At 54.9% G+C, this 13,734-nt stretch carries 10 protein-coding genes, 1 pseudogene and 1 riboswitch; of the genes and pseudogenes, 8 read left to right on the forward strand and 3 right to left on the reverse strand.

The genetic code is table 11. The features are described from left to right. The first annotated feature begins 160 nt into the window (after window positions 1–160). From JW953_21105 to JW953_21130, 6 genes and pseudogenes are all read left to right on the forward strand, one after another. Window positions 161–373 (forward strand): annotated as a pseudogene (locus JW953_21105) (hypothetical protein). Between the two features lie 56 nt (window positions 374–429). Then, window positions 430–2,262 (forward strand): protoheme IX farnesyltransferase, encoded by a 1,833-nt coding sequence (locus JW953_21110; GenBank protein MBN1995202.1) that lies wholly within the window; start codon window positions 430–432, stop codon window positions 2,260–2,262. 2 nt (window positions 2,263–2,264) lie between these two features. Continuing rightward, a complete protein-coding gene (locus JW953_21115; protein MBN1995203.1) occupies window positions 2,265–3,308 on the forward strand; it encodes a type III polyketide synthase in 1,044 nt (347 codons plus the stop codon). Between the two features lie 82 nt (window positions 3,309–3,390). After that, the gene (locus JW953_21120) at window positions 3,391–4,539 is read left to right on the forward strand and encodes an energy-coupling factor transporter transmembrane protein EcfT (protein ID MBN1995204.1); all 1,149 of its coding nucleotides are present in this window, start codon (window positions 3,391–3,393) and stop codon (window positions 4,537–4,539) included. Continuing rightward, on the forward strand, window positions 4,532–6,163 hold the full coding sequence (locus JW953_21125) for an ABC transporter ATP-binding protein (GenBank protein MBN1995205.1): 1,632 nt from the start codon (window positions 4,532–4,534) through the stop codon (window positions 6,161–6,163). The genes JW953_21120 and JW953_21125 overlap by 8 nt, the downstream gene beginning before the upstream one ends. After that, window positions 6,157–6,972: an ECF transporter S component gene (locus JW953_21130; protein MBN1995206.1), complete on the forward strand. Its 816-nt coding sequence runs from the start codon at window positions 6,157–6,159 to the stop codon at window positions 6,970–6,972. The genes JW953_21125 and JW953_21130 overlap by 7 nt, the downstream gene beginning before the upstream one ends. A 10-nt stretch (window positions 6,973–6,982) precedes the next feature. Here the strand turns inward: JW953_21130 and JW953_21135 are convergent, their stop codons facing one another. Further along, window positions 6,983–8,464 (reverse strand): hypothetical protein, encoded by a 1,482-nt coding sequence (locus JW953_21135; GenBank protein ID MBN1995207.1) that lies wholly within the window; start codon window positions 8,462–8,464, stop codon window positions 6,983–6,985. A gap of 85 nt (window positions 8,465–8,549) precedes the next feature. After that, complete coding sequence (locus JW953_21140) at window positions 8,550–9,917, reverse strand: hypothetical protein (protein MBN1995208.1); 1,368 nt, start codon at window positions 9,915–9,917, stop codon at window positions 8,550–8,552. Window positions 9,918–10,346: 429 nt separating this feature from the next. Next, a riboswitch (cobalamin riboswitch) is annotated at window positions 10,347–10,596 on the reverse strand. A gap of 143 nt (window positions 10,597–10,739) precedes the next feature. On the opposite strand from JW953_21140, the gene JW953_21145 reads away from it, so the two are divergent. Further along, the gene (locus JW953_21145; GenBank protein ID MBN1995209.1) at window positions 10,740–12,344 is read left to right on the forward strand and encodes an amidohydrolase; all 1,605 of its coding nucleotides are present in this window, start codon (window positions 10,740–10,742) and stop codon (window positions 12,342–12,344) included. 74 nt (window positions 12,345–12,418) lie between these two features. Here JW953_21145 and JW953_21150 read toward each other — a convergent pair whose 3' ends face one another. Then, window positions 12,419–13,189 (reverse strand): FadR family transcriptional regulator, encoded by a 771-nt coding sequence (locus JW953_21150; GenBank protein ID MBN1995210.1) that lies wholly within the window; start codon window positions 13,187–13,189, stop codon window positions 12,419–12,421. A 300-nt stretch (window positions 13,190–13,489) separates the two neighbouring features. Between JW953_21150 and JW953_21155 the strand changes: the two genes are divergently transcribed. After that, window positions 13,490–13,734: twin-arginine translocation signal domain-containing protein (locus JW953_21155; protein ID MBN1995211.1), on the forward strand; the 245-nt coding region annotated here is incomplete at its 3' end.

Below are 13,734 nucleotides of genomic sequence, written 5' to 3' on the forward strand. Positions count from 1 at the left end.
AGTAGCAAACTTTTTATCTGCTACCTTGCTACCTGTTACCCTGTTTTTTGGGGAAGTAACTTTTCTGGACATCTATACGTTCCACACTTGACAGAACAGGGGCCTATGATAGAATTCCAAAAAATCAAGTAAAACCCTTCCGGCCTGGGCCAGGCAGCCAATGATAAATTTACATCACGCCATCTTCTGGATTGTTATGGGTGTTTTTGTGACTGTCGGTATTCTCCTGTCTTACACCCTTGTCCGTCTCCAGCAAAAATCAAACAACGCCATAGAAACAGACAGGCTGGGCCTTATCTGGACCCTGGTGCCGGTGGGGATTCTGGCAGCCTTGCTGATTTTAACCTTTCAAACCATTCACCCGGCCAGGTAGCCGAAAAATAGCATCTGTTCTTGGCTATTGGCCAATTTGCATCTGGGAGCTAAACCATGACCAATACTTCACCCCTGGCAAGCGCGGGCTTTGGGCGATTGACGATAGCCACGTCGGTGTGGGTCCTCTTTTTGATTTTTTTTGGGGCCGTGGTGCGGGTAACCGATTCCGGGATGGGCTGCCCGGATTGGCCTTTGTGTTACAACCAAGTTATCCCGCCGGCCGAACTTCCGGCCTGGATTGAGTTTTTGCACCGGGTTATTGCCGGAATTGCCGGCTTGCTCACCGTGGCTGTTGCGGTGCTGGCCTGGCGCAACTACCGCCAATACCGGCCTATCTATGTTCCGGCGCTGAGCGGGGTGGGCCTGGTTCTCTTCCAGGCTTTTTTGGGCGGCGTGACGGTTTGGTTCAATAACGCGCCGCTAACGGTTATGGCCCACGTGCTGGCGGCGGTATTGTACCTGGCCCTAACGGTAATGATCGCTACCGTCGCCCACCTGCCCACGACCTACGTGGCCAACGCCGGCGTGCCGGCCGGCCACCAAAGTTACTTTCGCTGGCTCATTGTTGCGGCCGTTGTGGTGCTGGCCCTCATTCTCACCGGGGCCACAGTGGTGGGCGCCGGGGCCGGGCTGGCCTGCCTGAACGATTGGCCTCTGTGTTACGGCGAGATCTTTCCGGCAAACGCCCATCCCGGCGTTGTCATTCACCTGCTGCATCGTTTTACCGTGGTGGCAGTGGGGGTGGTGTTGGCCGCCGTCATCCTGCAAACCCGCCGCCGTTATTCCACTCACCGATTGCTGGTCAGGTGGTCAACCATTTTGGGAATTTTATTCCTGGCGCAAGTGGCGGTGGGGGGGTTAAATGTGTGGCTGCTTTTGCCCCAAACCATCAACGCCCTGCATCTAACCCTGGCTTCAGCGGTGTGGGCCAGCCTGATCATAATGCTGACCCTTTTCTATTTTACCGGCAAATCTCTCCTGCCCGAGGAGAAGCCAGAAGAAGCAGATGGCAAACCTTTAGATACTCCCCACAAAGCGGCGGTTTACTTTAAACTGACCAAACCCCTGGTGATGGCCCTGTTATTGACCACCACCCTGGGCGCAATGTTTATTGCGGCCAAAGGAATCCCGCCAATTTCGCTGATGCTTTACACTCTGTTGGGCGGCGCATTGGCCGCAGGCGGGGCCAGCGCCCTCAATAGTTACCTTGACAGCGATATTGACGGCCTGATGGCCCGCACCTCCCGCCGCCCCACCGTGACCGGCCTGGTTACGCCCGACGAGACCCTCTTTTTTGGCCTGGCCCTGAGCACTCTATCGTTTTTTGTTTTGGCCACATTTGTGAACATGTTGAGCGCGGCCCTGAGCATGTTGGGCATTCTCTACTACGTTTTCTTTTACACCCTCTACCTCAAACGCGCCACCATACACAACATCATCATCGGCGGCGCGGCCGGGGCAATTCCGCCCCTGGTGGGTTGGGCCGCGGTTACGGGCGCGTTGGATTTGAGCGCGTTTTACCTGTTTGCCCTTATCTTTTTTTGGACTCCCCCGCACACCTGGGCGCTGGCCTTGCTGGTGAAAAAAGATTACGCCCAGGCCCACGTGCCTATGCTGCCCGTGGTGGCCGGGGAAAAAGAAACCGCCTACCAGATTTTTCTTTACTCCGTTTTGCTCATCACTTTAACCCTGCTGCCCTTCACCTTTCAGATGTTTGGGCTACCGTACTTGATCGCCGCGGTTATGCTGGGGCTGCCGTTTCTCTACCTGGCCTGGAAACTGTGGCGAAACTACAGCAAAAGCGCCGGCAGGCGGCTTTACAAATTTTCGCAAACCTACCTGGCCCTGCTCTTTTTGGTAATGGTGCTGGATAGTAGCCTGTTCTAAACATGACGATTCCCGCCATCCTCAGCCTGGCAACCGGCACGCCGCCCAACCAATACCGCCAGATGGACATCCACGACCAATGGATTTCTCCTTTTTTACACACCCAACGGGCGCGGGCCATTTTTACCGCCGCCGAAATTGACACTCGCTTTAGCGCGCTGGCCGACGCCGCCTTTCTGAGCAACGAACCCAGCACCAAAGCCCGCAACGACGTGTACATGCAAACCGCCCGGCCCCTGGCCCAAACTGTTATCCGGCAAGCCCTCGCCCGGGCCAACCTGGCCCCCACCGACCTTGATCACTTCATCGTTATCTCCTGCACCGGCTTTGACGACCCCGGCCTGGACGTGCTTTTGGCCGGCGACCTGCACATGCGGCCCGACCTGCGGCGCAGCGCCCTCATTGGCATGGGCTGTCACGCCGGTTTGACCGGCCTGGACCGGGCCGTTCTGGAACTGGCTGCCCGCCCGCAAAGCCATGTTTTGGTATTGACGGTAGAATTGGGAACACTTCACTTTCAACACGGCAAAAAGTTGGACAGTATGATTGCGGCGGCGCTGTTTGGCGATGGCGCGGCGGCCGTGATCGTTGGCCCCCACACCTCGCCCGGCCGGCCCAAACTGCTGGACACTATGACCTACAGCGATTACCAGGCTCATGATCTGCTGGGTTTTCGGGTGTCCGACAAAGGGTATGAAATCCGGTTAGATAGAAACGTGCCTCAAGCCCTGCAAAATATTGTGCCCAATTTAGTGGCCGGCTTTTTGAAGCGGTCAAACCTTAACAAAGATGATATTCGCTTTTGGGGCATTCATCCGGGAGGAGCCAAAATTGTGGATTACCTGGCCCAGGGGCTTGATCTCAGGCCGGACGAGGTGAATTTCAGCCGTCAGGTGTTGCGCCAATATGGCAACATGTCGTCTGCCACCATCTTTTTTGTGCTCGACCAGATCATCCGGCAGGGCCAACCTCAACCGGGAGACTACGCCTTGCTCCAATCATTTGGCCCGGGTTTGACCATTGAATTATGCCTGGTGCAGTGGTAAATCTAACTCCAAAAGGAGTCGCCATTTTAGTTGCCCCAAACCATAAATGTTCTCTCAAACAACAGATCGCTCAAGCCCATATTTGAATACTATTACCGGGAGCGCGTCTCGCCCCCAAACCGGATACCCCTTCCAGGCTAAAACCTGGACGTTGTGGCTATTAGCCGCCTTAACCCCGGCCATCTTGACCAAAAATCCGCTGTATCTTCTCCTCCTCATAGCCGTAGTTTGGCTCAATTACTTCAGCCTGGATCCAAAAACTGCCACGGCGCGGGGTTGGCGAGCCTTTCTTTACCTGGGAGTAGTGCTGGCGCTCGTGAGCGTTGTTTTCAACATCCTCTTTGTCCGGGCCGGCGCCACGCATCTTTTTACCTTGCCCAAACTACAATGGCAGACAACAACAGAAATGGGATATGTGACCGTCGCCCAAATTGGCGGCAAAGTGACCCTGGAAAGCCTGGTTTACGGGCTAAATACCGGCCTGGCCCTCATGACCATTCTGCTCATCTTTGCTACTTTTAATACCCAGGTAGACCATTACCAACTTTTACGCAGCACCCCCCGTTTTCTCTACCAATCCGCCATTGTTATGTCCATTGCCATCACCTTTATCCCCTACATGCTCATTGCCCAACGCGAAATCCGGGAAGCGCAAACCCTGCGCGGCCACCGCTTCCGTCGCATCCGCGACCTGCTTCCTCTTTTTGTAACGCTGCTGGCCGAAGGGCTGGAACGTAGTCTCGTGCTGGCCGAATCAATGGAAGCGCGAGGGTTCAGCAGCCCACCGCCGGGGCAAACCGTTGAAACAGGCCTGCGCCTCAAAGGCTGCATTGCCTTAGCGTTGACCATTTTGCTCGGCGGCGCCTTCGCCTGGAACTACGCGCCTCAAAAAATAATTGGGGGAACAATGATGCTGGCGGGGGGAACAATGCTGGCGATGGCCTTATGGCTGGTGGGCCGCAAGGTACGGCGCAGCCGTTACCGGCGCGCCCTGTGGCGGCGACAGGATACGGTGGTAGCCGTCACTGCAATGATAAGTTTAAGTGTTATATTGGCCAACTGGCTCACCAACCGGTCTATCTTAATTTTCTATCCATACCCCAAATTGCAATGGCCGCCCTTCTCGCCCATGATTGCCCTCAGCTTGCTCCTGCTCGCCACGCCGGTTTTGATCCAGTGGTGGGTAAATTTAAAAAAACCTGGCCGGTCCGTGGAGTTCAGGTATGATTGAATTGAACAAGGTCACCTACACCTATCCTCTTCAACAACATCCCGCCCTGCAAAACATCTCTTTGACCATTTCTCCCGGCGAATTTCTACTGGTCGTTGGCCCGTCGGGCGTGGGCAAAAGCACCCTGCTGCGTTGTATCAACGGCCTGGTGCCTCATTTTCACGGGGGAGAAATCCGGGGGCAAATACAGGTTGCGGGTCGAGACCCCCTTGCCCTGGGGCCGCGCGGCATGGCCGACCTGGTTGGGTTTGTGTTTCAAGACCCTGAAACACAATTTGTCACCGAGCAGGTAGAGGACGAATTGGCCTTTGCGTTGGAAAATCACAATTTTTCACAGACCACCATGCGCAAGCGGGTCGAAGAAGTGCTCGACCAACTGTCCATTGCGTACCTGCGGCAGCGGCGTATTGACACTCTCTCCGGCGGCGAACGCCAGCGCGTGGCTATTGGCAGTGTGCTCGCCTTGCAACCTTCAATCCTGGTGCTCGACGAGCCGACCTCCCAGCTTGACCCCCAGGCCGCCGAAGAAATTTTAACCACCCTGCAAAAATTCAATGAAGACCTGGGGTTGACCATCATCATCTCCGAGCATCGTTTAGAACGAGTGGCCCAATACGCCGACCGGATTTGTTACCTGCCCGCCTCAAATCAGCCGCCTATCACGGGCCAACCCCGTGATGTTTTGGCGCAGGCGGAGCTGGCCCCCCCCTTGGTAAAATTGGGGCAAAAACTTGGCTGGCCGCTGATTCCCTTGACCATCAAAGAAGGCCGGCCTTTTGCCGCCGCTCTTAAATCCCAATTGCCGCGGGCTAAACCATCCCTCACTTCCGGCCAAACAAGACCGCCAACTGAGTCGGTGATCAGGCTAAAAAATGTGTCCTACCGTTATGATGGAGATGTTGAAGCGCTCAAAGATGTCAGCCTGAACATCCAACGCGGCGAACGGGTGGTTTTGATGGGACGAAACGGCTCCGGCAAAAGCACCCTCTTAAAAAACCTGGTCGGTCTGCTTCACCCGCAGCAAGGCAAAATCGAGATTTTGGGCCAGGATACCCGGAAAACGCCCCTGCTTGAAATTACCCAGCAGGTTGGCTTTGTGCCCCAAAATCCGGGCCGCCTGCTCTTTCACGACACGGTGGCTGAAGAACTGGCCTTTACCCGGCAAGCGCACCAACTTCCCCCCTTAAATCCAACGGACCTTTTACAAAAATTGGGGCTGGAACACCTGGCCCAGGCCTATCCCCGCGACTTGAGCAGCGGCGAACGCCAGCGGGTAGCCCTGGCCGCCATTTTAGCCGCTGAGCCGGAAATCGTGCTCCTGGACGAGCCGACTCGCGGCCTGGACTACCAAAATAAAGCCCAATTGACCCGTATTCTCAATAACCTCGCCCGGCAAAATGTAACCATTGTGCTGGCCACGCACGATGTGGAGATGGTGGCTCACTGCGCCGACCGGGTGGTCATTATGGGCGAGGGGCAGGTGGTGGTAGACGGGCCGGTCCGCGAGGTGATGACCGAGTCAATGGTCTTTGCCTCGCAAATCAACAAACTGTTACGCGACAGCCGCTTTCTGACGGTGGAAGACGTGTTGCAGGCATGTGGCCTTGCGCTAAACCCATGTTAAATCCGTCCAAACTTTTATCGGCGCTCATTTTGTTGCTGGCCAGTTGGCTGGGGCTGTGGGCTTTTATTTATCCTTTCTTTTTACCGGATACGCGCCAGGATTCTATGGCCCACATGGGCATGGCCCACGCCGATGACGCCCCGCTCATTTTTATTCTGTTGCTGGCGTTATGCCTGCTGGTAATTGTGGCCAACCTGGAAACGCGCCGGATGGATGCCCGGCTGGTGGCGATGTTGGGGGTTTTGGTGGGGATCAATGCCACCCTGCGCCTTGTTCCCGGGCCATTGGGTTTTAGCGCGGTGTTTTTTTTGCCAATCCTATGCGGCTACGTTTTTGGGGCGGATTTTGGCTTTTTGCTGGGCGCGCTATCGCTGCTGGTATCCGGCCTGATTACCGGCGGGATGGGGCCATGGCTGCCGTTTCAGATGTTTGCGGCCGGCTGGGTTGGATTAGTGGGCGGTTGGTTGCCCCATTTTCATCGCTGGCCGAAACTGGAGGTGGGGCTGCTGGCCGCCTGGGGCATGCTTTCCGGCTTTCTGTATGGCCTGATCATGAACCTCTGGTTCTGGCCCTACCTGGTCGGCCCCGTTGAACAAGCCGCAACAAGCGAACCGGGCGCTATGTTTTGGGAAGCCAACCTCAACTTTTGGTCAATCCTGACCCGCTACGGCCTGTTTTACCTGACCACCTCGCTGTGGTGGGACGCGGGCCGGGCCATTGGTAATTTACTTCTGATTTTGCTGGTTGGTCTGCCCATCTTGAGATTGTTATACCGCTTTGAGCAACGCTTCCAGTTCAGTCAAAGGTAATTTCCTATGCCTATTTACGTTTACGGCTATTAAGCCACCAGACTCCCCCAAAAACCGCCAGGGCCGCCAAGCCGATGAGGCACCACCCGCCAACAAGAGTGCCCCAAATTCCCAAGCAAGTCCAGCCCCACGATCCTTCTTCCAACATAGCTGCCTCATCCGTTGATCGCCTTGCTTGAGGCAAGCGTGTTTCAAGCGCCGGCAGCACATTTTGGCTGACCTGGGTTGCTTCAGGGGTTGGCGGAACCGGCAGGGATGGCGTAGCCGTTAAAGTCGCCGGAGACGCTGCCGGGCCGGTAGAGGCGTCGGCGGCTATATTCGTGGCCTTAACCCCATTCGTGGCCTCAATCACCACCAACTCAAGCTGCGCGCTCTTTTCTCCGCCCGGATAAACGGCGAGCAGGGTATAGGTTTGGGTCTGTTGCGGGCATGCCTGCTGCGAACCATGGGGAGCAACCTGAACCCCATCCACATAAACGGCCGTCACATTCTCTACCTCCCAATACAACGAGGTGCATGCGCCCATGGGCAGAGTGGAGGCGGCTGTTAAAAATTCTATAACCGGCGTTGGGGGATCAGTATCAACCGGCGCCGGAAGTGGGGCCGGCGGGCTGGGTTGGGTTGTTGGAGATGGCGCAGCCGCCACTGCGTTTACTGCGTTCACGGTAATTGTGATTTCAGCAGAGGTTTCGCCGCCATCATTACGGGCAACCAACGTGTAGACCATAGTTTTTTCCGGCGAAACGGTTTTGCTTCCCGGCGAGACCACGCCTTCTTCAACCCCATCATATCGCAAATAAGCTGCGTCGGCGCCGCTCAAATCCCAACTCAAGGTAACACTTTGACCGGCGTCAACGGCAGATTGGGCAGCGGTAAAGTGGTGGATTACGGGAGGGGGTAGCGGAGTGGCTGTGTCTGTTGGTTCAGGGGTGTCTGTGGGGAGGGGGGTTAACGTAGGCGTGTGGGTTGGGGTGGGGGTAGCGGTGCTCAAAGGCGGGCAGATTTCGTCAAAGTTAATAACCGGCGGTTGGGCAGCTCCTTCAGCCGTGCCGCCACCCCACAGCCAGCCTTCCACCTCACCGTTGCTCACGTTGTACCCGCCGGCGCCCATTTGCGAAAATTGCCATTGACCGTTAATCAAATGCCAATAAGACCAGAAAACGCATGCGCTGCCGCCCGAACATTGGCAAAAACATTCCTCTTCAGGATACGTGCAACCCTCATTATCAATTCGACAAATAGCCGATCCGGTTCCATTAGTGACATCAACGTTCAAATCGAGCCCGGAATATTCTAAAACCTCATAGCCGGTAATTTGGGGTTCTGAAAATTCAATGCACCGTTTGATTACCAGCCCGTTGCCATGCACTACCAATAATCCCACCCGATTAGGAGCACTCGCCTGCCCTAAGGCAGCCTCAATCCCTACCGCCAAACCAATAAGTCCCAGCAGCAGGCCAACAAATATGGCAATACTTTGCTTTTTTCTCACGTTAATCAACCTCCTTCATCATCCCAGGATTCAGGCAGGCACATCCAGAAGCAAGATCTAAATATGCCTGCCTGCAACCATATTTCTAATTCTTGGATATAAGTGGCAGATAACAAAGGTTGTATTTTTCAGAAACATTACACGTGGTTAGCCCGGCGACGCTTGAGGTCGGAAGTGGTCTATCCAACAAAGGGAGGATTGCCTGCCGGGTGGGACTCTGGGCGTCCATGCCTGGGGAAGACCCCTGCCAATAGAACTGCCCGCTAACTTGTTGCATGCTCAACAAATAATCAACAGGCGTGCCATACATCAACATAGACAAGTTCTGCTGGGCTGCCAGCAGCGCTTGCAGCACGTAGGCGGTAGAGTTGGTATCGCTAGCTGTACCCCAGGCCGATTGGGGATCATAGGGGAAACCGCCATCACTATTTTGAGCCGACTTTAACCATGTGGTGCCGCTGACTACGGCAATGTTATCGGTGGGCACGCCCGAGGCCAATAACGCCTGAACAGCCAATGCCGTCCCGTTGGTATCGCAATTGGGATACCAGGCCGGGTCTGATCCCCAGGCCCAGCACCCGCCTGCTCTCATCAGGCCGGTCAGATAATTGGCGGCGGTTACCGGCACAGTTTCCCGGCCGGCGACCAAGCCCATCATTGCCCACGCCTGCTCGCCCGGCTCGGTGCTGTAAGAACCCTGGGTATCGCTGTAATGCGTGGTAATGCTAACCACCAGGTTTAAGCCCAGATAATTGGTCACAATCTGCTGGGCGGCAGCCAGCGCAACCACCGCTTTACCCGCGCCGGCGGCGTCACCGGCATAGGCAGCCACCCGGTCGGCCGATAAGTAAGTCAATAAAGAGGGGTTTCCGGTCCCATTGCGCCATTGGGCCGGATCGCAACCGTTTGCGCCCACGGCTAGCAGGGTTTCAATGGATTTGCTGGCATTACCATAACCGCCATCCGTACCGGATTGTTGACCGCGCAGCCATTGTAACCCGTCTGCGGCGGCGACAATGCCCATCGGCGGGGGCGGGTCTATCCCGGCATAACCAGGGTCACTCCAGGAAAAGCCCTCAACATGGCCGTTTTCACTGATTTTTGGTTCAGCCACTCCCCAGGCATTAAAAGCCCAGGTGGTGCCGCTTATATGAGAAGTGCCCCAAAAGCGGGTGCTGACAGTGCCAAACGGATCACCATCCGGGTTGCCGTAACCATTAATACTGGCTAAAGAGGAGGGGTCAGGGCCGGAAGGGTTAAGGCCGGCTAACTCTAAAGCTCTCCAGCCAGAAATAATGCCGGTGAAGTTTATCCGGCGTACCACAACATCATTGTCGCCATAACGTACTACTATATAGGCAGTTTTGGTAATTTCTTGAGGATCAATTTGTAAAGCCTCTTGCGCCTGCGTATCCCCGGCCAAAAGAGCCGGTAAACCAATCACAGTCGCCAATACCAAGACTACTCCCAAAAATATGGGACTAACAAATTGACCTAAAACCTTAAAGCAAAAGTTGTTTTTTATTGCGCTATTCATTTTTCCCTCCATATTTAAGATCTGATCATTTGATTTGGCTATGTTTCCCCTAAAGCACTATGGGTATAACTTTGGAGTTAGAATATGACAGAGGATAAAAAGGGAGGGCTTCGCAGGTAAAAACAATTAAGAATTGGCTTGATTCTGGCAAGGTGGGACATGGTTGCTCCTTTCGTCTCGCGCAAAATGGCAACTACACAGCCCTACGCGAGAGGGCGAGGCAGCAACCCCAAACAAAAACCTCCTTGCCAAGCACAAGGAGGTGTAGTGGATAGACTACAGGCTACCCGAAATCCTGCTCCGGGGTTCAACCGAGTCGCTGCACCACATCCTTTACCGCGAAGGCCTGCAATGCACAACCCAGGTGGGCGGCCTGGCTTGGTAATTATTAATGGTGAATTGTGAATTTTTAATTGCTAATGATGATTGAACTTAACCATTAATCATTCACAATTAATCATTCACAATTCACCATTAATTACCTTACAGTTGCGGGACAGCGCCGGACTCCGCGGGTAATATTCACGCGCCACCGGCTTCACCGTTTCCCCCCGCGCCATCCGGGGCAACGGGGACCTGAAGTTGTAGAATTTATTCAATTGGGCCGTAGGATAAATTCAAAAGTTTAATTTGTCAAATTGCGCCGTGAGGCTCTTGAACCCAAGGATACTTTGAAATTACGGCGATCCGGCTCCAGAGCCATTTGTCAAAATAAGCTGATGTGATAAGATAAGGCCGATGAACGCCGACCTGATTCTGCACAACGCCAAAATTTATACCCTCGACCCAATCCAGCCCTGGGCCGAGGCCGCAGCCTGCGCCAACGGTCGGGTTATCGCCGTTGGGCGCAACGAGGAAATTAAGACTCTGGTCGGGCCAAAGACAAAGTTGGTGGATGCCCAACGGCAGTTGGCGCTGCCCGGCCTGATTGACGCCCACGTCCATCTTTTGCAATATGCCATTCGCCGTCACCAGGTTAATTTGTTTGGGGTGCGCGATTTTGCGGCAGTGCGGCGGAGCATTCGTGAGGCTGTAGCCAAGGTCAGGCCGGGACAATGGATTCAGGGCTGGGGCTGGGATGAGAATCTGTGGGGCGTGCAGCCAACCCGCCACCAGCTAGACGACCTTGCCCCACACAATCCCGTTGCCCTGGCCCGGATGGATATGCATACCTGGTGGGTTAACAGCGCCGCCCTGGCCCAGGCCGGTATTTCCGCCCATACGCCCAATCCACCCGACAGCCAGATCGAACGGGAGGCTACAGGCGAACCAACCGGGCTTTTACGTGAGTGGAATGCCATCCGGCTGGTTGAGCGGCATATCTTGTTGTTGGATGAAAAAGTGTTAGAAATCTGGCTACGCGAAGCCATTGCCGCAGCAAACCAATTTGGACTGACCGGCATTCACGACCAGCGCGTTGAACAAGAAGGCGAACAGAGTTTGCGGCTATTCCAGGCTTTAAACCGGCAAGGCCAACTCAACCTGCGCGTCCACCATCACCTGGCTGCCGATTACCTGGCCGAGGCGGCTACCTTGGGGCTGCAAGCCGGTTTGGGCAACGACCGGCTGTGGTTGGGGCACGTCAAAACCTTTGCCGACGGTACAATGGGGTCGCGCACGGCCCTGATGCTGGAACCATTTGAGGGAGAGAGGGATAATTGGGGTATTACCGTTACTTCGGCTGAACGGTTGAAGCAATTGGCGCGGCAAGCCAATCAAATTGGGTTTCCCCTATCCGTGCACGCTATTGGCGACCGGGCGGTGCGAGAGGTGATTTCGATCCTTGACGAGAACCCACCGGGGGACTCCAACTGCACGCCGGGATTACCCCACCGCATTGAGCACGTCCAGCTCATTCATCCCGCCGACCTGCCCCGCCTGGGCCGGTCCAACATTTTTGCCTCGGTGCAGCCGGTACACTTACTCACCGACTGGCCCACGGCCGACCGGGTTTGGGGCCAACGGGCGCGGTATACCTACGCCTTTCGCTCGCTGCTTGACCACGGCGTCCGGTTGGCTTTTGGCTCCGACGCGCCGGTGGCCCCGTTAAACCCAATGCCGGGCATTTATGCCGCCGTCACCCGGCAGGATGAGCAGGGCCAACCGGCCCAGGGTTGGTATCCAGAGGAACGTCTCACCGTGGCCGAAGCCATCCACGGATATACCATAGGCCCGGCCATGCTGGCCGGAAAGCAGGCCGTCCAGGGGAGTATCTCGCCGGGCAAGTGGGCCGACATGATCGTGCTGTCGCGCAATATCTTTGAGATTCCGCCCCATGAACTGGCAGAGGCAACAGTGAAATTAACAATTTTTGCCGGACAAGTGGTTTACCGGATCGAATGAACAGTTTTTGGAGATCATGAAGACCCTTAGATTACGCCTATTGATTCGTGACGCTGCCCTCAGTTAAGGCGGCATTACGCGATGCGTAAGCGTATCTCGCTTTCCGAGATTAAATCCACTGAGCCTGATTCCACCAGCTCTTGAGAGTCGCATTCTCTTAACAAAGCCATTACCGCTTCATCAAAATGGACCGCCATCATCTTGGCTGCCTGGGCAGGATTACCCCCTTTGATGGCCTCAAAAATCATTTCGTGCGTCTCCTGCACCCGCTCAAGCTCTGCATCGGAGTGCCGACTCCGCAGTCCCCGCAAAATAGCTTCTTCAAGCGACTCCCGGATTGAGCCAATCAGAAAATACATCATGGTATTGCTGGCGGCAGAAGCAATGGCCAGGTGAAACTCAACATCAAGATTGGCGTACACTTCCAAATTATGCAGATTTTGGGCCATAGCCACTACAATTGTTTCCAATTTAGCCAGGTCCTTGGCGGCAGCGCGTTCGGTGGCCAAAAATGCGCTCTGTACTTCCAGAGGCTGGCGAACTTCCATCAATTCTATAATAGATTTATGCCGTAGTTGCACCGCGCGATGAAAGAAAACCTGGAGCAACTTATCGTCAAGGGGTTTAACAACTGCGCCTTTGCCGTTGACAATTTCAATAATCCCCAAGCTGGCCAGCGCTCTTAACCCCTCGCGCACTACGGGCCGGCTGACGCCAAAACTTTCTGATAATTTGGCCGTGGAAGGCAATAAGTCACCCGGCGTTAAACCCTCGGCAGCAATAAAGTCAATCAATTGTTGAGCAATCTGGTCGGGTAAGGTTTTACGAGAAATCTCTGTTAGCATTATCAATTCGTCCCTGATTGTATTTAACACCTTTATATTTTAGACAAGCCTTCGCAATCTGTCAAGCTGCTAAGCTATTTGACAGGTTGGTAGACCTATGTTATAATCTGGACATCTTGTCCACATAGTAAACACCCCACTACGATGTAGAGATGCCAAATAGTGAATAGTGGCCTGGGGTTTATAGAGTAAACCAGAAAGGAGGCTATATATTAACCAAACGGCTTTAACACAGTATCAGCCTGGTAGCTCAATCCACTTTTTATTAACCTTTAATATTTTCTAAATAGGAGGATTTCAATGTCGAAACATGGGAATAAACTAAACCGGCGGGAGTTCCTGCAACTGACAGCCATAGGCGCCGCCGGAGCGGCCCTGGCCAGTTGCGCCCCGGCGGCTACTGAAGCTCCGGTAGAAGAAGCCCCGCCTACTGAGGCCCCCGCCGAAGCGCCTACCGAGGCCCCCGCCGAAGCCCCTACCGAGGCCCCCGCCGAAGCCCCTACCGAGGCCCCCGCCGAAGCCCCTACCGAGGCCCCCGCCGAAGC

The sequence above is a fragment of the Anaerolineae bacterium genome, from assembly GCA_016931895.1.
Classification (GTDB): domain Bacteria; phylum Chloroflexota; class Anaerolineae; order 4572-78; family J111; genus JAFGNV01.